Below are 17,868 nucleotides of genomic sequence, written 5' to 3'. Positions count from 1 at the left end.
GGGGCAGGCGGATGGAACAAGAGGCATGGATGGGTCAAGCCGTACAGATTGCGTTTGAAAATGTACGTGATAAAATAGGCGGACCGTTTGGAGCCATTGTCGTGAAGGAGGGGCAGATCATCGGGCGAGGGCGCAATGAAGTGACGACGAGTAATGACCCTACGGCACATGCTGAAATTCAAGCAATTCGGGAAGCATGTCGTCATCTCCAAACCTTTCAGTTAAACGATTGTGACCTGTATACGAGCTGTGAGCCGTGTCCGATGTGTCTGGGAGCCATCTATTGGGCCAGACCGCGCAATGTCTATTACGCTTGCACGAAAGAAGATGCGGCGCATGTCGGTTTTGATGATCAGTTTATTTATGAGCAGATAGTTCTCCCTCATGAGGAGCGCAGCATTCCTTTTCAGAGAATCAATCTTGCAAATAGACAGAGTCCATTTGAAGCATGGTCTCTATCTCAGGACCGTATCGAATATTAATAAAGAGCCTCTCCTGTGTGGAGTAGGCTCTTTTTCTTCGTTTTATTTATAGCAAGAATAGATGGAAAGAAAAAAATAAAATGAAAATGCTTTCAAAATGAAATTTTCAGATAAAGGTATTGCACTATGTCGAAAATCGTATTATAGTAACAACAATCATTATGGAATTCGACCTATTTTCATAAAATATAGCTGTAATAAGGTTGGATTATGCTGAAAAAAGACGAATAAAGGTGTGTTTATATGGAAGAAACTTTTCGAAGATCACTTTATCCTGATTTAGATGACATCGACTATGGGATCATTCGGGCCTTGCAAGGAAATGCGCGCTTGCCGTTTACACAGATTGCGAAGGACCTCGGGGTCACGGAAAAGACGATTCGCATGCGCGTTCAGCAATTGCAGGACGAAGGCGCCCTGAGTCTGGTCGGTATTGTCAATCCAGTCAAGGCAGGGTTTCACGTACAGGCGATGATTCAAGTGGCTGTGGATGCGGAAAAGCTGGACGATGTGGTTGCTGCGTTAACGGAAACCGTAGAGATCAGGCTCATCGTACTCACTTCTGGTGAATATCAGCTTTTCACACAGGTGCTCGTAACAAGTAACGAAGAATTATCGCAATTTTTACTCAAAAAGCTACACAAAATTCCTGGTATCTCCAAAACGAATGTCATTAACGAACTGAAAATACTGAAGTCCAAGTATAACTTTATCCGTTAAGCACGAGTGACCTTGGAAGGGGGAATGCCATCGGACGAAAATCCGCTGGGATGATGAAATGAATGACGAACGATTCTGAGAAGAGACTAGAGAAAATATGAGAGAAAAGGGGTCATCCTATGTTTTCGACCAAAGTGAGCAAAGCGATGCTCAGTGCTGTTCTGGGGACAGTTTTATTGGTAACAGGCTGTGGAGGAGGAAATAGTGCGACTACAGATAACGGTAAAGCTGCAACAACAGCACCAGCCTCCGGCAAAAAAGTACTGAATATTGGGTTAAAGGCAGACCCGCCATCAATGGACCCAAACACTTCGACTTCGCTGTACGACCGTCAAGTATACGCGAGCCTCTATGACAAGCTGTTTGATATCGACTCAGAAGGAAAAATAGTGCCAATGCTGGCGGAATCGCATGAAGTAACGCCAGACGGCAAGACCTATACATTGAAGCTAAAGCAAGGCGTGAAATTCCACGATGGCACCGAGTTTGACGCTGAGGCCGTGAAATTCAACTTCGAGCGCAACATGAACGATGAGAAGTCTCGCCGGAAAGGCGAATTGAAATTCGTAGATTCGGTTGCCGTAGTGGACAAGCATACCGTAAAAATCCAGATGAAAGAGCCTTTCGCTCCATTCTTGTCCGTATTGACTGACCGTTCGGGCATTATGGTATCGCCAAAAGCAGTGAAGGAACATGGCGATCAATACCTCAATCATCCGGTTGGTACAGGCCCATACGTATTTGTAGAGCAAGTAAAAGGCGACCACGTGACGCTGAAGAAAAATGAAAACTACTGGAATGGTCAAGTGAAGATCGATGAAGTGAACTACAAAGTATTCACGAATGGAACAGCGAAAGTACAAAACCTGCGCTCCGGCATGCTGGATATCATCGATGATACCCCTGTAAAAGAAATCCCTGCCATCAAGGGCGATGCGAACCTGCAATTGGTTGCGGAATCCGGCATGGGTTACCAAGGTCTTTACTTGAACAACTCTCGCCCGCCGTTTGACAACAAGTATCTCCGTCAGGCTGTGGATCGTGCTATTGACCGTGAAGCCCTGGTAAAAGTACTGTTTAACGGCTATGCGGCACCAGCTCGCACAGCATTTACAAAAGGCAGTCTGGCTTTCAATGAAGCACTGAACACACCGAAGCCGCCGGATGCAGCGGAAATCAAGGATTTGCTCGCGAAGGGCGGTCAACCAAACGGATTTAACTTCAAGCTGTACATCTCTACTTCTCCGGAGAATGAGCAACTGGGTGCGGTATTGCAAAACATGCTGAAACAACACAACATCAACGTGACATTGGAAAAATTGGAATATGGACAATTGATCGAAACAGGCGATAAAGGCGAATTTGAAGCGATGCAATTGGGTTGGTCTGGACGTCAGGACCCTGACCAAAACTTCCATGACTTCGTCGTAACGGATACATCAAACAACGATGGCCGCATTTCCATTCCGAAGCTGGATGAACTGGTCATTAAAGCACGTGGTGAGCTGGACGAAACAAAACGTAAGGCGCTGTATGACGAAGCTGCCACATTGCTGCAAGAAGAAGCGGGCTATGCCTACATGTACCACCAATATGTACTGATTGGCATGAACAAGAAAGTAACCGGCTTTACGTATGTCCCAGACGGTTTGATCCGTACAGCCAATTTGGACAAGCAATAGGTAACGCAACACTATAACAGCAAGAGCAAGGAGGAATTGTCATGATGTTCATAGTCAGGCGTCTATTGCTGACAATCCCGATTCTCCTGCTGGTGTCGATTATGACATTCTCTTTGATTCATATGATCCCGGGCGATCCTGCCCGGGTCATTTTAGGAGAGGAAGCGACACCGGAAGCCTATACGGCACTGCGAACTGAGCTGGGATTGGATCAGCCGATTGTGGTGCAGTATTTTTCCTGGTTAGGAAAAGTGGTAACGGGTGATTTGGGAATATCGATTACAGACCGTGTACCGGTCGCAGACTTAATAATGCAAAGACTCCCGGCTACCGTGGAATTGACGATCGGAACATTCCTGGTAGCGATTCTGATTGCGTTTCCTGCGGGAATTCTCGCAGCAGTGCGACGTGGGACCTGGATTGACTATACAAGTACTTTTACTGCGCTAGGCGGTATGAGTATCCCCAGCTTCTGGCTGGCGATGATGATGATTATTTTCTTTGCCGTGGAAAACCAGTGGCTGCCTTCATCTGGTTATGTACCGTTTTCCGAGAATCCTACACAAAACCTGATGGCCATGATTCTGCCCTGTTTGGCAACGGGCTTGCGGGAATCTGCCGTATTGATGCGAATGCTGCGTTCTTCTTTGCTCGATGTCGTGAGCATGGACTTTATTCGGACAGCGAAAGCGAAGGGATTGAATGAGGCTCGCACGATTTTGGGGCATGCGCTGAGAAATGCGATGGTTCCAGTGGTAACGACCTCGGGTTTGATGATCGCAGGCTTGTTGGGTGGTCTGGTGATTACCGAGTCGATTTTTTCGATTCCTGGCTTTGGCCGTCTGATTGTGGAATCTGTCTTCAAACGTGACTACGTAACGGTTCAAGGAGCCATTCTTGTTTCTGCGGTTCTCGTTGTCTTGGTAAACCTGATTGTCGACATTTTGTACGCTGTCATTGATCCGCGCATCAAGGCTGGGAAAGGAGCAGGTGAGTGATGAAAACCGTGGGCAAATTTCTCCGGAATGGTTTGGGCGTCATCGGAGCGGTGATTATCCTCGGATTGATCGTGGTGGCGATTTTCGCGCCGCTGATCGCACCCTTCGACCCCAATGCACAAGACTATAACAAAATTTTGATGTCGCCAGATGGTGAGCATTTGTTTGGGACCGATGATCTCGGTCGGGATATTTTCTCCCGTGTTGTTTACGGGGCGCGCATCTCCATTCAGGCAGCGCTGATCTCTGTTGGTATTGCGATGCTGATTGGGGTGCCGATTGGACTCTTGTCAGGTTACTACCGCGGCTTTTGGGATGAGTGGATCGTCATGCGAAGCGTCGATGCGATGCAGGCCTTTCCGTTTTTGATTCTGGCTCTGGCGATTTCGGCGGTGCTCGGTTCAGGCTTCGGGAATGCCATGCTGGCGATTGGGATTGGTTTTGCCCCTGCTTTTATACGGATTACACGCGGTCAGGTTCTTTCCCTTCGAAATATGGAGTATATTCAAGCAGCACGTTCGGTTGGGGTAAAGGATGCACGCATTATTTTCCGCCACATTTTGCCGAACGCCATGAACCCGATTGTGATTCAAGCGACGTTGGCAATGGCATCCGGGATTATCGCAGAAGCATCCTTGTCCTATCTCGGATTGGGTGTACAGCCGCCGACTCCCTCCTGGGGCAGCATGCTAAACCAAGCACAAACGCTTATGTCCGTCGCCCCCTATGCGACGTTTTATCCGGGGATTGCTATCTTCTTAGTTGTGCTGGGCTTCAACTTGTTGGGGGATGGTCTACAGCAAGTTCTGGACCCACGCGCACGTAAATAATGAATGCCCTACACGGGAGAAAAGGAGTGGAGCAGATGACGACCATCTTGGAAGTGGAGCAACTGAGAACCCGTTTTCGCACGGACAGCGGTGTCGTCAGTGTCGTGGACGGCGTCGACTTCTTTATCCGTGCTGGTGAAACGCTTGGCGTCGTGGGCGAATCGGGCTGTGGGAAGAGTGTAACCAGCCTGTCGATCATGCGCTTGCTGCCGCCCAACGGAAGCACGGAAGGATCGATTCGCTTCAATGGGAAGAACGTGCTTGCGCTGTCGGAAAAAGAGATGCAAGGTGTACGCGGTAATGAAATCGCGATGATTTTTCAAGAGCCAATGACATCCCTCAATCCGCTGCATACCGTAGGCAAACAGATTGAGGAAGCAGTCATGCTACATCGCAAGGTAACGAAGGCAGAGGCAAAGGACCGGGCGATTGCGATGCTAAAAGCAGTCGGAATGCCTCGTGCCGAAGAGATTTACGGAGAGTTTCCGCATCAGCTCTCAGGAGGGATGCGCCAGCGTGTAATGATTGCGATGGCGATGTCCTGCGATCCGAAGCTGATTATTGCAGACGAGCCGACAACGGCACTGGATGTGACGATTCAGGCGCAAATTCTTGATTTGATGCGCGATTTAAAAGAGAAGACTGGAACCTCCATCATGCTGATTACGCATGATTTGGGTGTGGTAGCCGAGATGTGCGACCGTGTTATCGTCATGTATGCCGGACAAGTCGTTGAGGAGACTGATGTCGATACGCTGTTTGACAGTCCAAAGCATCCGTATACGATCGGGCTGATGAACTCGATTCCTGAGCTGGACGAAGAGCGCGAATATCTGGAAACCATTCCGGGAGCAGTTCCTTTGCCTTATCAAATGCCAGTGGGCTGTCGTTTTGCCCCGCGCTGTTCGCAAGCCATTGCGATTTGTCACGAAAAGCCCCCAGAACTCTTGCAACTGGACAATCAAAAATGTCGCTGCTGGCTGTATACGAAGGAGGGAGAACAGGCATGACGACACCTCTCTTAGAAGTAAAAGGGCTGCAACAGCATTTTCCCATCAAGGGTGGCTTTTTGAAGCGGACGACGGGACATGTCAAAGCAGTCGATGGTATTGATTTGACAGTGTATCCCGGTGAAACACTTGGCATTGTAGGGGAATCGGGCTGCGGCAAGTCTACGACGGGCCGAACGATTCTACGCCTTTTGGAGCCGACAGCAGGAGAAGTCTGGTTTGATGGCAAAGATTTAGCGAAGCTTCCCAAAGAAGAAATGCGCATCATGCGCCGAAACCTGCAAATGATTTTTCAGGACCCATACGCTTCACTGAATCCACGGATGACGATCAAGCAGATTTTGATGGAGTCGCTGATGGTACACAACATCGGGACAAAGGCAGAGCGGGAAAAAGTCATCGAGGAGATTATTCAGGTCGTTGGCTTGCGAAAAGAACATCTGAACCGCCATCCACACGATTTTTCCGGCGGACAGAGGCAGCGGATCGGAATCGCCCGCGCACTGGTCGTAAAACCAAAGCTGATCATTGCCGATGAGCCCGTATCTGCATTGGACGTATCGATTCAATCACAGGTACTCAATTTGTTGAAGGATTTGAAAAAAGAATTCAATCTGACCCTGATGTTCATTTCGCATGATTTGTCGGTCGTGAAGCACTTGTGCGACCGGATCGCGGTGATGTATTTGGGACGGATTGTAGAAATTGCTGACAAGCGGACGCTATTTGAGAACCCGAGTCATCCGTATACACGGGCGCTTCTCTCGGCTGTTCCAGTAGCGAAACCACGGCAAAAGCGCGAACGGATCTTGTTGACAGGCGATTTGCCGAGTCCCGCAAATCCACCGAGCGGCTGCACGTTTCACCCACGTTGTCCGTATGCGACCGAGATTTGCAAGACACAGGTGCCCAGTCTGTCAGACATCGGCGACGGCCAATTGGTATCCTGTCATTTGGTGCAATCGGGCGAACTTTTCCGCTAGGCAAGGACGGAGGTACAGCTATGATTTACTGGCAATTATTTCTCGCCTTTTTCCGCATCGGAATCTTCGGGTTTGGGGGAGGACCTACGATGGTTCCTCTCTTTTACACCGAATGCGTGAAAAAGTATAAATGGGTGACAGATGAGGACTTTTCCGACAATCTGGCGCTAGGCAACGCTCTTCCAGGGCCCATTGCGACCAAGCTGGCCGCCTTTATCGGCTATCGGGTAAAAGGCTGGAAGGGTGCATTGGTGGCAAACATCGCAGTAGTGATGCCAATCGTGCTTGTGATGATCGGTTTGCTGCAAGTCATCTATCAATGGAAGGATGCGCCGGGTGTATACGGCATGATCCAGGCAATCGGTCCGGTAATCGCAGTCATGACAGGCGTCCTTACGTGGGAATTCCTTTCAAAGGGCTGGAAGGGAGCGTCCAGCAAAGCAGGTGTGAGTCTTTCCCTCGCCCTCTCACTCGTAGCGTTGCTCTTCCTTGATTGGCATCCGGGCATCGTCGTAGGGATTGCGCTGGCCGTTTCATTTGCCTACTCTACATGGTCTGTCCGCAAGCGCAAGGACAAGGACGGCAAGGAGGGAGTAGCATGATCTATCTGCAATTATTTTGGGCCTTTTTCATCTCCAACATTTTGGGGTACGGGGGAGGACCACCGAGCATCCCTTTGATCCAAAATGAAGTGGTTGACCATTACCAGTGGATGAGTGTACAGGAATTCGGAGAAGTGCTGGCGGTAGGAAATGCCCTGCCCAGCCCAATCGCGACCAAGCTTGCTGGATACATTGGCTATCAGGTAGCGGGCGTACCGGGTGCAGTAGTCGCATTATTTGCAACGGTTGCTCCGACAGCGATTGCGATGGTCTTATTGATGGGTTTTATTAACTTATTCCGCAGTGCTCCACAGGTAAAAGCGATGACCCAATCGGTACGCCCAGTCGTTACTGTCTTGCTCGGAACGATGACGTATCAATTCCTGATGGGTGCAGTCGAGGGAATCGGCTGGATGCAAACAGGGATTTTGACAGTGGCATCCTACCTTCTGCTCGAAACATGGAAGATCCATCCCGCTTTTGTCATTCTGGGAGCGATGGTGTACGGGTTTGTTTTCATCGGCTAGGAAAGTTTACGTAAGCTGGTAAGAAGAAAAAGCACAGGGCTCGTAGACCTTGACTAAGCCTACCCAGTCGGAACTTCCAAAAGGGGACCCGCTTGTCGAACACGTCTTCCCTGAGAAACTTCCGCCCGTAGGGTGGCTTTGGCTCGACGGTCCCCTTTTGGAAGTGGAGACGGACAGTAAATCCCAGATGCTGGCGTGTCAGTGTCGAAGAGAACTGTGCTTTTTCTTCTCCTCCACTATGTTGACTCAAACCAAAAGGACCTTCAGTGCATCTCTTATGGTCTTTCTTATCGGCTAAACGAACGATTTAGGAGGCTTGAATCATGGTTAATTATGACGCAATGGAATACCCATACGCATCGAAGCGTGTGACGACTTTTGCCAAGAACGGCATGGTAGCGACCTCGCAGCCACTGGCGGCACAAGCTGGTCTCGATATATTGAAAAAGGGCGGAAATGCAGTGGATGCTGCGATTGCAACGGCTGCGTGCCTGACTGTAGTAGAACCGACCTCGAACGGCATCGGGGGAGACGCGTTTGCCCTCGTGTGGATCAAAGACGAGCTGCATGGACTGAATGCAAGCGGGCCTGCACCACAAGGAATCTCCATTGAGGCATTAAAAGCAAAAGGTCTGGAAGAAATGCCGACCTACGGCTGGACACCTGTTACTGTACCAGGAGCTCCTGCTGCCTGGGCCGCCTTGTCCGAGCGTTTTGGACGCCTTCCGCTGACAGAGGTTTTGCAGCCAGCGATTGATTATGCGGAAAATGGCTATCCGGTATCGCCAACATTGGCGCATTATTGGAACGCTGCACACAAAAAGTTTTCCCAGCAATGCAAAGGGGAAGAGTTCGCTCATTGGTTCTCCACCTTTACGCCAGATGGCAAGGTGCCAAAAGCGGGCGACATCTGGAAGTCGCCGGGTCATGCTGAGACGCTGCGTCAAATCGCGGAAACAAATGCAGAGAGCTTCTATCGTGGAGAGCTGGCAGACAAGATCGATGCGTTCTCCCGGGAGTGTGACGGCTATTTGCGCAAAGAAGACTTGGCTGCCTATGCGCCGGAATGGGTGAAGCCGATCAGTGTCAACTACCGCGGCTATGACGTGTGGGAGATCCCGCCGAATGGGCAAGGGATGATCGGTCTAATGGCGCTGAACATTTTGAAGGGCTTTGATTTTGACGCAAAAGACACGACGGAAACATATCACAAGCAAATTGAAGCGATGAAGCTGGCATTTGTCGATGGATTGAAATACATCACAGAAGAGAGCAAAATGAAAGTCTCCAAGGAAGCATTGCTGTCTGAGGAATACGCTGCCACTCGCCGTGCACTGATTGGTCATGAAGCCTTGACGCCAGAGCCGGGTCAGCCGAAAACGAGCGGCACGGTCTATTTGGCGACTGCTGACGGTGAGGGCAACATGGTTTCCTTTATCCAAAGCAATTACATGGGTTTTGGTTCCGGGGTAGTTGTGCCGGGGACAGGGATCGCCATGCAAAACCGCGGTCATAACTTCTCGCTGGACCCTGCTCATGACAATTGCTTGGAGCCAGGCAAAAGAACGTTCCACACCATTATCCCGGGCTTCTTGACGAAGGACGGAAAAGCAGTGGGGCCATTCGGCGTCATGGGCGGCTTCATGCAGCCACAAGGACATGTGCAGGTGGTCATGAACACGATCGACTTTCACCTCAACCCACAAGCCTCACTTGATGCGCCGCGTTGGCAGTGGATGGAAGGCAAAACGGTGGAGCTGGAGCGTCATTTCCCTGAGCATTTGGCACAAGCTTTGGAGCGCAGGGGCCATACAATCAAGTGGGCACAGCTCGGCAATTATTTCGGGCGTGGACAAATCATTTGGCGTGATGAAAATGGTGTGCTGAGCGGTGGTACGGATATGCGTACGGATAGTTGTATTGCAGCTTGGTAGGAAAAAGAGAATCGAATAGAAGAGTGAATTCAGCCGAAGCAGATGCTTCGGCTTTTTTTGTTTGCGGTTCTTTGTGCCTGTTTTTTCTTTTGGTGATGTTCTCTTGTTCAGAAGTTGTCTAGATGTTCCGAGTAGAATGTAGAAAATGATCAGATTATGTCGTTTTTGCGTATAGTAAACCTCTTATGGCGGTTCGAAAGTCGTGGTATAAAAGATAGGAGAAAACAATTTGGATGAATAGCATTTTAATTGTTGATGATACAGCGTTTACGAGACTCGTGCTGCGAAACATGTTTGAGAAATTAGGTATTAAGGTAGTTGCAGAAGCTGATTCAGGGGAAGAGGCTGTTAGAAATTATTGTTTGTATCGACCGTCACTTGTCATGATGGATATTACCATGCCAGGCATGAACGGTTTGGCTGCTTCCCGAAAAATCATGGAGCTGGATAAGGATGCGAAGATCATTATTTGTTCCGCAGTTGCACGACGCGACACTGTCATCAAAGCGATCCAGGCAGGTGCACGTGATTTCATCGCAAAGCCCTTACAGTTCGAGAGGATTGAATGGGCTGTTCAACATTTGTTGGAAACAGATACTAGGTGAAACAAACTAGCAGTGATGTTAGTATGGAATTTTGATCACAGGAAGTTATGGGTTCATTGTTGAGTGAAGGCGGAGTCCTCTCTACCTTTTTAACGGATGGATTATAATAGGAAGTGCGACATCTTTCGCTGGGGTACATGGAAACTGGATGAATCGTAGCGAGATAGAAACTTATGTTAAAAAGGCGTGAGCATGTTGAAAGATTTTCGCTTTCCCATTATAGCAGTCTCCCTACTTGTCCTCATCTTGAGCGGATGTTTTTTTCAGGGGGTGCCGTCTGCCATGAAAACGGAACAGAATACCATTGGCTCCAAATACGTCAGGCTTTTGCCGGGCGAGCTCTTTATCAAGGAGCATTTGACGAACGACGATCTGACCTTGAAAACGAATATGAAGCCCGCTACATCTAATGACCCGAATGTTGCAAAAGGGACAGAGACCCTTTCGGAATCGCTGGGTCTGTGGATGCTGTACGCAGTGGAAAAAGGGGATCAATCCCTCTTCGCTCAGAATGTAGAGGTCTTGAAAGCCTATGATTATCAGGATGGTTGGATTGCCTGGAAAGCGGGTGGAGAGAATGAGACTCCAGTCGCGACCAATGCATTGGTAGATGACCTGAGGATCGCAGAAGCTCTTTACATGGCAGGCGAAAAATGGGGAGACGAGACCTATATTCAATTGGCCAATGAAGTTGGACAAAGCATCGTGAAGAACCAGAGTCGAGAGGGACTGCTGGTCGATTTTTACGATCGCCATTATAAGGTAGCCAGTGATTCCCTGACACTCTCCTATTTGAATGCTGCTGCCGTTCAATTGATGGAGAAGCATCAACAGGTGAGCAAAGAATTGAGCAATCAAGTACATTCCTTTCTGAACACGTTGCCGACCCAAAACGGTTTTTTTCCATTTTCTTATCAGTTGGGCAGCAAGGAGTATGTCTATCATCAGGAAGTGAATCTGATCGACCAGTTGTACATCGGCTACCATCGCGCACAAGTAGGCATATCATCTCCAGAGCTGTGGACGTTTCTCAAAGATGAGTTTGCGCGTAATGGACTATTGTATGGCAGATACGATGCCAGTACCAAGAAACCGCTGGTAACGTACGAGTCTCCAGCCGTGTACAGCTTGGCGATTTTGACAGCAAGCGAGCTTAAGGATTACACGTTTGCCCGTGATCTATATGAACGGATGGTTCGTCAGCAGATTCGGCGTCCAGAAAGCGAGTTCTATGGCGGTTACGTGGACACGAGTCAGATGGACACGCATTCGTTTGACAATCTGCTTCCACTGCTCGCAGAAAGGAGGCTGTTCAATGAGGGAACGCTTCAGTAAAAACAGTAAATTTATCAGCTATCAAGTGTTGTTTTTGCTTTTCATCATTATGCTCGCCCTGTTCGCGGTGGGTATGCCTGCTCTGCCGCTGGTTCCAGCCTTACTGTTGGTCTGGACACTGGTCATTAGCCTGACGGGTATCATTTTTGGGCTGTTGGCTAGCCTGGGGCTCTCCCTGATCAGCTTGTTCGCTTTTGGCAGTATGATGATTTGGGGTATGTTTGCCGGATGGACGATTTCCTTTTCTTTCTCTGACATCGTCATCTGGATGGGACTCTTTCTCGGTGCTGCCGTTCTGACCGGCTTGATCCATCGCTTGGTGAGGCAGACAGTGGCCGAGCATCAGGAGATGGCTGGGAAGTTTGATGAGCTGGTGACGATCGATGAAGTGACGGGTTTTTCCAATGAGAAACGACTACTCTTTGATTTGGAAGAAGAATATAGCCGCTCTCGCCGGACAGGCATCCCTTTTTCGCTGATGCTCATTGAAGTCCTGTATCTCGATTCCTTCTATCGCTTGTACGGACCCAAGGAGGGAGATTATCTGCTCAGCTCGCTCTCAACCATTCTACGCAACAACACGCGATTGACAGACCGCAAGTTTCGTCTCGACCGCGGGGAGCAGGGCTCAGGAACTTTCGCTGTTATTTTGAGCAACAGCCATGAGGAAGGGGCGGAAGTAGTCGTCAAAAAGATCGAAAGGCTCCTATCCGTCCACAATTTGGAGAATGACAAAAAGCAGGTCACACTGACGATCGGGTTTGGAATCAGTCATTACGCAGAAGATGTAAGTGACCATTTGGAGATGGTGCAACGTGCCAAACAAGAGCTGGAACAATACATTCAATAATCGCTGCCGCATAGTCGTGTCTATGCTCATGGTGCTCTTGCTGCTGACTGGAACAGGGGATAAGCTGTACGCTGCGGAGGGAGCGGGACAAGAGCCAGAGGTACTGATTGTCTACTCGACCCAAGACGGAGCCTTGACGGATGAAGTGCGCATGCTTGACATGGTGCTGGGACATTACAGCTCAAAGCTCACCTATGTGGCGGATGAGGTATTGACCGAGCGAGATTTGGATGGAGTCACACACCTCGTCTATTACGGTAGCATCTCGAAAGATTTAAGCAGTTCTTCGAGGCAAATCATGCAACGCTTTCCTGGCACTTGGCTTGCGATTGGCAAAAACGTGGAGCAGTTGGGAGCGCGGTTTTCCTTTTTCCAGGTGAACGGACAGGTGGATATCCAGAAGGTATCTAAGCCGCAGGGTGTTGACCAAGTCCTGCTAAATGATAACTATTTGGTAGGGCATATCTCGCTATCTAAAGGAGATGTTTTGCTTGAGGGCTGGAAGGGGATGTATACATATCCGTTGATGGTTCAGAACGGAAAGACAGCGTATTTTGCCAGCTCCAATTTCACTTCGCCCTTCTCCCTCTTTGTGTCAGAAGCACTGCACGAGGTTTTCAAGCAGCCGCATGAAGCGGGGCGTTACGCGTTGATCCGTCTGGAGGATGTACACCCTCATTCTGATCCGAAGCTGGTCTGGGAGGCGGGGAGTTATTTGGCAGACAAGGGGATTCCTTTCGTCATTGCGCTTATCCCGGTGTACGAAAACTCCGAGACGCACGAGATGGTCCATCTGAAGGATCGCCCAGAGATGCTCAAGGTGCTGCGGGAATTGCAAAAAAGAGGAGCAAGCATCGTATTGCACGGATATATGCACCACTATCGCAATTCAGAAACAGGGGAAGGGTCTGAGTTTTGGGACATTGAAAACAATACGCCAATCTCCAAAGCTCCGGAAGATGAGACGCCTTTGAAGAAAAGATATACGTTCGCATCTCAGGCCGAGTATGAGACTTATCAGCAGTCGCTGAAAGAATATGAGGAGCATTATATACAGACACGCATGGAGACAGGAATCAAGGAACTGACCGAGTTGGGGCTTGCTCCTGTCGCTTTTGAAGCTCCGCACTATACGATGAGCCAAAAAGGGTACGAGGTCATGGCTCGCTACTTTCCTTATGTCCTTGGCCAGCTTCAGTTTAATGACAGGGACTGGGTACACATGGGAGCACCTCCTTTTGTGTCGAAGCCGGCCTTTTTGCACGGAATGACCCTCCTGCCGGAAACAATCGGGTATTATGATCCCTCCTCTTCTACCCCGATGCAGGATATCAAGGACAAATACAGAGAAGTCAGCTTTGTACGAGATGGCATGGTCAGCATGTTTTTTCATCCATATTTAGGAGTAAAGCCTTTAAAAGAAATGATTGCCTACGTGGAAACCCTGCCTGATGTGAAGTGGATAGACGTCCGCGGGCTGAGTGGACAGGAAATCAGTCTGGATAGCGGTCAGGAAGCCAGTGAGCCAACTATCCTCGCCGAGTCTTTAGAAGAGCAGGGTACGACGTTGAAGGCCACGGATATTTACCAAAATCTTCAGGATTTCCTGCGTGAAAATGGGTGGGTACAGCTCGTGCTATGGGGCATTGCCGGACTCGTGTCTGTCATGGTCATGCTGTTTATGCTGTATACGTGGCGCAATCGGGCTAACCTGCGCAAACAACTATTTATGGAGCGTGATCTCGATGGCTAATGCTTTATTTTATCTCTCCCTGTCTGTCATCTGGATTATGCTCTTGTACCATATGTTCTTGATGCAGGGTGGGTATTTTCACTACCTGCGATATAGACGCCCTATTCCAGAGTGGGAAAAAAACCAGCATCCGCTGCCAAAGGTAAGCGTCCTGATCCCCGCTCACAATGAGGAAGTCGTCATCGAACGGACCATCAAGGCGATGCTGAGGTTGGATTATCCGAAAGACAAGCTGGAGATTGTCGTCATCAATGACAACTCGCGTGATCGCACGGGGGAAATCGCCGATAAATACGCCAGCAAATACCCGTACGTGAAGGTGGTCCACACCAAGCCTCCTCATGCCGGAAAAGGAAAATCGGGTGCGCTCAACCAGGGCTTGGCTCATTCCACAGGAGACGTCATCGTGGTCTATGACGCTGATAATACGCCAGAGCGCAAAGCCGTCTACTACCTCGTTCTGGCACTGTTAAACGATCCAAAGGCAGGGGCTGTTGTTGGCAAGTTCAGGGTGGTCAACGCCGCCACGAATTTGCTTACCCGTTTTATCAACATCGAGACGATCTGCTTCCAATGGATGGCGCAGGCAGGACGATTTTTCTGGTTCCGGGTGACGACGATTCCGGGGACCAACTTTGCCATTCGCCGCAGCCTGGTTGAGGAACTGGGTGGCTGGGATGAAAAAGCTCTCGCGGAAGACACCGAGCTGACGATCCGTGTCTACAATGAGGGCTACTATATTCGTTTCTTCCCGGCGGCGATCACCTGGGAGCAGGAGCCTGAAAGCTGGAAGGTGTGGTGGAAGCAAAGGACGCGATGGGCGCGAGGGAATCAGTACGTTGTGCTGAAGTTCATGTGGAGAATTTTCTCTTTGCGAAAGAAAAGCATCATGTTTGATTTGATCTACTTCTTCTTCACCTATTTCCTGTTCTTTATGGGTGTAATCGTATCGGATGTACTTTTTGTGACGAATATGTTCGTTGATTTGCATTTGCAGGTAGGCATTGTCGCTATGATTCTCTGGATTTTGGCTTATTTCCTGTACGTCACGGAAGTAATGATCGCACTTAGTATTGAACGGACTGAATTGAATGTAAAAAACTTCTTGATTGTATTGTTGATGTATTTTACGTACTCGCAGCTCTGGATTGTCCTGGTTGTCTATGCCTTGTACCTGGAGTTCAAGCGGGTTGTATTTCGACAGGAGCTTAAATGGTATAAGACAGAGCGTTTCGCGGCAGATAAGAAGTCCGCACCGCCAGTAGAAAGACAGGTGTAAAACATGAAGAGAAACAATTGGAAACCGGCGTTTGCGCTATTGACCGTAACCGCCCTCCTTTTTGGGCAAGGCGTGGGTACGATCTACGCTCAAGGTACGACAGCACCGACACAAGCCGGGGCAACTGCGCTATCGGGACAGGCGATACGCCAAGCTGTGTTTACCTTTTCAAACCTAGCCAAGCAAGCAAAAACGACATACGCATCCAATGGAATTGACAAGACACCAGGAACTGTTTTGCGTTTTACGAGCGAACCGGTCACATTGGATGGGGTCAACGAGTCCTTTGCCTACTTCTACAGTGTTCCGCGTGCAACCATTGGAAGCAACAACTATCTGGAAATCTCATTTAGTCACTCCGAGCTGCTGAACGGCACACGTTCTACTTTGACGGTAAGTGTCGACGACAAGCCGTTGAAAAGCGTGTTTTTAACCAAGGAGACTGCCCAGCAAGGGAAAATCAGAATACCGCTGGGAGCGGACGAGACGGCGCTCGGCTTCCACAAAATTACCATCACCAAGCATAGCCTGCTCACCGACAACATTTGCGACGATCAGAACGATCCTGCGAACTGGGTAAAAATCGATAAAAGCTCCTTTGCTTTTCTGGATACGCAGGCCGTAACCTCGTCTGCCGATCTGTTGAGAGAGTACCCGGTACCGTTCGTAGAGCCGGGCAATTCGACTGAAGTGTTTACCAAGATCGTCGTTCCTGATGCCGCCGATCAAGATGTGGTAGCAGCCGCACTGAAGGTAGCCACATCCTTGTCTGCCCAGACAGCTACGAAACGCCCGATCCCGATCATGACAGAGAGCGAGTGGAAAGCAAAGGGAGAATTGGGACACGTCATCGCGCTCGGCAATCCGGAAGGCTGGACTGGCCCGCTTAAAACACTGGTTGCTGAAGAGGGGATTGCAACCAGGGAACAAAAGCTGGGGCTCGATTACTATCAGATGAGAGTGAATCAATCTGCTGAGGCCAAGCTCATGCTCTTGGTGTCGAGAGGCAAGGAGACAAACTTTGCCGAGACGATTCATCTGCTGACAGATAAGGAAATGAACAAGCAGTTGGCAGGGAATCAACTGACTGTCAAGCAGGTTCCCCGTGTACAGGCAGCAGAGCAAAGTCCGATTTCTCTGTCGTTGGCTTCAGGCGGATATTCGCATGTGATGCTTGAGCACGGAAGCAGCCGTACCGAGCAGGTGACCTTGAAAATTCCGTCTCATTGGAAGATTACCGGAGACGTCACGCTTGATTTGAAACTGAAGATTTCCCCACTGCTCATGCAGAAGTACGAAGGGGAAGATAAGCCACAGCACCAGTTGACTGTAACGGTAAATGGCGTACCTTATACGGTCATGCTCCAGCAGTTGAAAGCAGTGGACGATAACGATAACTACCACGTGAGTATTCCCATTTCACAGTCTGTCATCAAAGAGGCGAATCATGCTCTGACGGTCTCTTTCTCGGCTTCGATGAACCAGAAGGGGGATGTGTGCGCGCCTGAGAACAACATGGGACGTTGGGTGTTTGTGGATAAGGAAAGTAGCCTGAACGTGCCACACGAGGTACCTGCACAGCGCAGCTTCCGATACTGGCCCGCTCCTTATGTGCAGGATGCAGGATTGAAGGACACCGCCTTCCTGCTGCCGGAAAAATGGACAGGTTCCTATTTGTCCCAGTTTTCGATGCTAATGAATAATATGCTGTCGGAGGTAAGCAATCAGAAGGGAAGCTCCTTCGTTATTTTCCAGGAACCGCTGAACGAGAAGGCCTTGCAGGAGATCGCCTCGTACAATGTGATTGCAATGGGGGATATTGAGCAGTACCCGAGTTTGCAGAAGGTTCAGGGACAGCTTTTGATCAATGAGGCCAAGCAGTTGAACCAATACCACGTCATTAACGAGACGAGCCGTTATGTGGCCTGGGTCCAGCCCTCGATCTGGAATCAAGAGCGGACGTTGAGTGTTTTCCAATCCGCAGACAAGAGTAAGGCTAGTCAGGGAACCTTCCTTCATGCTGATCTACTTGAATATCTGAAGAATTCCAACGAAGATGGGCAAATTGTTGTGATGAGCAAATCAAACGAGGTTCTCTCTATTCAGCTCGAAGATCATGAAGAGAAGCAGACAAGAGGCATAAATGAGGTAGTAGGCAATATCCCGCTCTGGTTAATCGGAGTGATTTTGGTGGTATTCCTGATTGTATTGGTGATCTTTATTCGCTTGTTGAAAAAAGAGAAAGAAAAGTCTCGTAGACGAAAATAGTGTAAAAACA

16 protein-coding genes are annotated in these 17,868 nt (G+C 49.3%); all 16 read left to right on the top strand.

Annotation, left to right across the window (positions count from 1 at the left end):
• Positions 1-11: 11 nt before the first annotated feature.
• The 16 genes from HP568_RS21670 to HP568_RS21595 all read left to right on the top strand — a co-directional run bounded on the left by HP568_RS21670 (position 12) and on the right by HP568_RS21595 (position 17,858).
• Complete coding sequence (locus tag HP568_RS21670; RefSeq protein ID WP_173630199.1) at positions 12-482, top strand: nucleoside deaminase; 471 nt, start codon at positions 12-14, stop codon at positions 480-482.
• A 243-nt stretch (positions 483-725) separates the two neighbouring features.
• Positions 726-1,202: an Lrp/AsnC family transcriptional regulator gene (locus HP568_RS21665; RefSeq protein WP_048030987.1), complete on the top strand. Its 477-nt coding sequence runs from the start codon at positions 726-728 to the stop codon at positions 1,200-1,202.
• 119 nt (positions 1,203-1,321) lie between these two features.
• Positions 1,322-2,884: an ABC transporter substrate-binding protein gene (locus tag HP568_RS21660; RefSeq protein WP_173630198.1), complete on the top strand. Its 1,563-nt coding sequence runs from the start codon at positions 1,322-1,324 to the stop codon at positions 2,882-2,884.
• 41 nt (positions 2,885-2,925) lie between these two features.
• Positions 2,926-3,882 (top strand): ABC transporter permease, encoded by a 957-nt coding sequence (locus tag HP568_RS21655; RefSeq protein ID WP_056494553.1) that lies wholly within the window; start codon positions 2,926-2,928, stop codon positions 3,880-3,882.
• Entirely contained in the window at positions 3,882-4,712 is an 831-nt protein-coding gene (locus tag HP568_RS21650) for an ABC transporter permease (RefSeq protein WP_056494555.1), read from the top strand. The genes HP568_RS21655 and HP568_RS21650 overlap by 1 nt, the downstream gene beginning before the upstream one ends.
• A gap of 35 nt (positions 4,713-4,747) precedes the next feature.
• On the top strand, positions 4,748-5,722 hold the full coding sequence (locus tag HP568_RS21645) for an ABC transporter ATP-binding protein (RefSeq protein ID WP_173630197.1): 975 nt from the start codon (positions 4,748-4,750) through the stop codon (positions 5,720-5,722).
• Complete coding sequence (locus HP568_RS21640) at positions 5,719-6,705, top strand: ABC transporter ATP-binding protein (RefSeq protein WP_173630196.1); 987 nt, start codon at positions 5,719-5,721, stop codon at positions 6,703-6,705. Before HP568_RS21645 ends, HP568_RS21640 begins: the two co-directional genes overlap by 4 nt.
• Positions 6,706-6,725: 20 nt before the next feature.
• Complete coding sequence (locus tag HP568_RS21635; RefSeq protein WP_048030999.1) at positions 6,726-7,307, top strand: chromate transporter; 582 nt, start codon at positions 6,726-6,728, stop codon at positions 7,305-7,307.
• On the top strand, positions 7,304-7,834 hold the full coding sequence (locus HP568_RS21630) for a chromate transporter (protein WP_048031000.1): 531 nt from the start codon (positions 7,304-7,306) through the stop codon (positions 7,832-7,834). The genes HP568_RS21635 and HP568_RS21630 overlap by 4 nt, the downstream gene beginning before the upstream one ends.
• 323 nt (positions 7,835-8,157) lie before the next feature.
• Positions 8,158-9,768, top strand: a complete 1,611-nt coding sequence (gene ggt / locus HP568_RS21625; RefSeq protein ID WP_048031001.1) for a gamma-glutamyltransferase — start codon at positions 8,158-8,160, stop codon at positions 9,766-9,768.
• 233 nt (positions 9,769-10,001) lie between these two features.
• Positions 10,002-10,373, top strand: coding sequence for a response regulator (locus HP568_RS21620; RefSeq protein ID WP_048031002.1), 372 nt, complete (start codon positions 10,002-10,004; stop codon positions 10,371-10,373).
• 282 nt (positions 10,374-10,655) lie between these two features.
• Positions 10,656-11,708 (top strand): glycosyl hydrolase family 8, encoded by a 1,053-nt coding sequence (locus HP568_RS21615; RefSeq protein WP_173630195.1) that lies wholly within the window; start codon positions 10,656-10,658, stop codon positions 11,706-11,708.
• Positions 11,689-12,558, top strand: a complete 870-nt coding sequence (locus HP568_RS21610) for a GGDEF domain-containing protein (RefSeq protein ID WP_173630194.1) — start codon at positions 11,689-11,691, stop codon at positions 12,556-12,558. Before HP568_RS21615 ends, HP568_RS21610 begins: the two co-directional genes overlap by 20 nt.
• Positions 12,524-14,311: a polysaccharide deacetylase family protein gene (locus HP568_RS21605; protein WP_173630193.1), complete on the top strand. Its 1,788-nt coding sequence runs from the start codon at positions 12,524-12,526 to the stop codon at positions 14,309-14,311. The genes HP568_RS21610 and HP568_RS21605 overlap by 35 nt, the downstream gene beginning before the upstream one ends.
• Positions 14,304-15,590, top strand: coding sequence for a glycosyltransferase family 2 protein (locus HP568_RS21600; RefSeq protein WP_048031009.1), 1,287 nt, complete (start codon positions 14,304-14,306; stop codon positions 15,588-15,590). Before HP568_RS21605 ends, HP568_RS21600 begins: the two co-directional genes overlap by 8 nt.
• A 3-nt stretch (positions 15,591-15,593) precedes the next feature.
• Positions 15,594-17,858 carry a cellulose biosynthesis cyclic di-GMP-binding regulatory protein BcsB gene (locus tag HP568_RS21595; RefSeq protein WP_173630192.1) on the top strand — a complete coding sequence of 755 codons (2,265 nt, stop codon included), beginning with the start codon at positions 15,594-15,596 and terminating at the stop codon, positions 17,856-17,858.
• Positions 17,859-17,868 lie beyond the last annotated feature (10 nt).

Source organism: Brevibacillus sp. MS2.2, assembly GCF_013284345.1.
GTDB lineage: Bacteria > Bacillota > Bacilli > Brevibacillales > Brevibacillaceae > Brevibacillus > Brevibacillus brevis_C.
The sequence above is the reverse complement of the archived record's forward strand: the minus strand, read 5'-3'. Positions and strand labels throughout refer to the sequence as shown.

Excerpts from the sequence above, each read along its gene's own strand:
- HP568_RS21670 (WP_173630199.1), top strand. The coding sequence starts at position 12 with ATGGAACAAGAGGCATGGATGGGTCAAGCCGTACAGATTGCGTTTGAA.
- HP568_RS21665 (WP_048030987.1), top strand. The coding sequence starts at position 726 with ATGGAAGAAACTTTTCGAAGATCACTTTATCCTGATTTAGATGACATC.
- HP568_RS21660 (WP_173630198.1), top strand. The coding sequence starts at position 1,322 with ATGTTTTCGACCAAAGTGAGCAAAGCGATGCTCAGTGCTGTTCTGGGG.
- HP568_RS21655 (WP_056494553.1), top strand. The coding sequence starts at position 2,926 with ATGATGTTCATAGTCAGGCGTCTATTGCTGACAATCCCGATTCTCCTG.
- HP568_RS21650 (WP_056494555.1), top strand. The coding sequence starts at position 3,882 with ATGAAAACCGTGGGCAAATTTCTCCGGAATGGTTTGGGCGTCATCGGA.
- HP568_RS21645 (WP_173630197.1), top strand. The coding sequence starts at position 4,748 with ATGACGACCATCTTGGAAGTGGAGCAACTGAGAACCCGTTTTCGCACG.
- HP568_RS21640 (WP_173630196.1), top strand. The coding sequence starts at position 5,719 with ATGACGACACCTCTCTTAGAAGTAAAAGGGCTGCAACAGCATTTTCCC.
- HP568_RS21635 (WP_048030999.1), top strand. The coding sequence starts at position 6,726 with ATGATTTACTGGCAATTATTTCTCGCCTTTTTCCGCATCGGAATCTTC.
- HP568_RS21630 (WP_048031000.1), top strand. The coding sequence starts at position 7,304 with ATGATCTATCTGCAATTATTTTGGGCCTTTTTCATCTCCAACATTTTG.
- ggt (WP_048031001.1), top strand. The coding sequence starts at position 8,158 with ATGGTTAATTATGACGCAATGGAATACCCATACGCATCGAAGCGTGTG.
- HP568_RS21620 (WP_048031002.1), top strand. The coding sequence starts at position 10,002 with ATGAATAGCATTTTAATTGTTGATGATACAGCGTTTACGAGACTCGTG.
- HP568_RS21615 (WP_173630195.1), top strand. The coding sequence starts at position 10,656 with ATGAAAACGGAACAGAATACCATTGGCTCCAAATACGTCAGGCTTTTG.
- HP568_RS21610 (WP_173630194.1), top strand. The coding sequence starts at position 11,689 with ATGAGGGAACGCTTCAGTAAAAACAGTAAATTTATCAGCTATCAAGTG.
- HP568_RS21600 (WP_048031009.1), top strand. The coding sequence starts at position 14,304 with ATGGCTAATGCTTTATTTTATCTCTCCCTGTCTGTCATCTGGATTATG.
- HP568_RS21595 (WP_173630192.1), top strand. The coding sequence starts at position 15,594 with ATGAAGAGAAACAATTGGAAACCGGCGTTTGCGCTATTGACCGTAACC.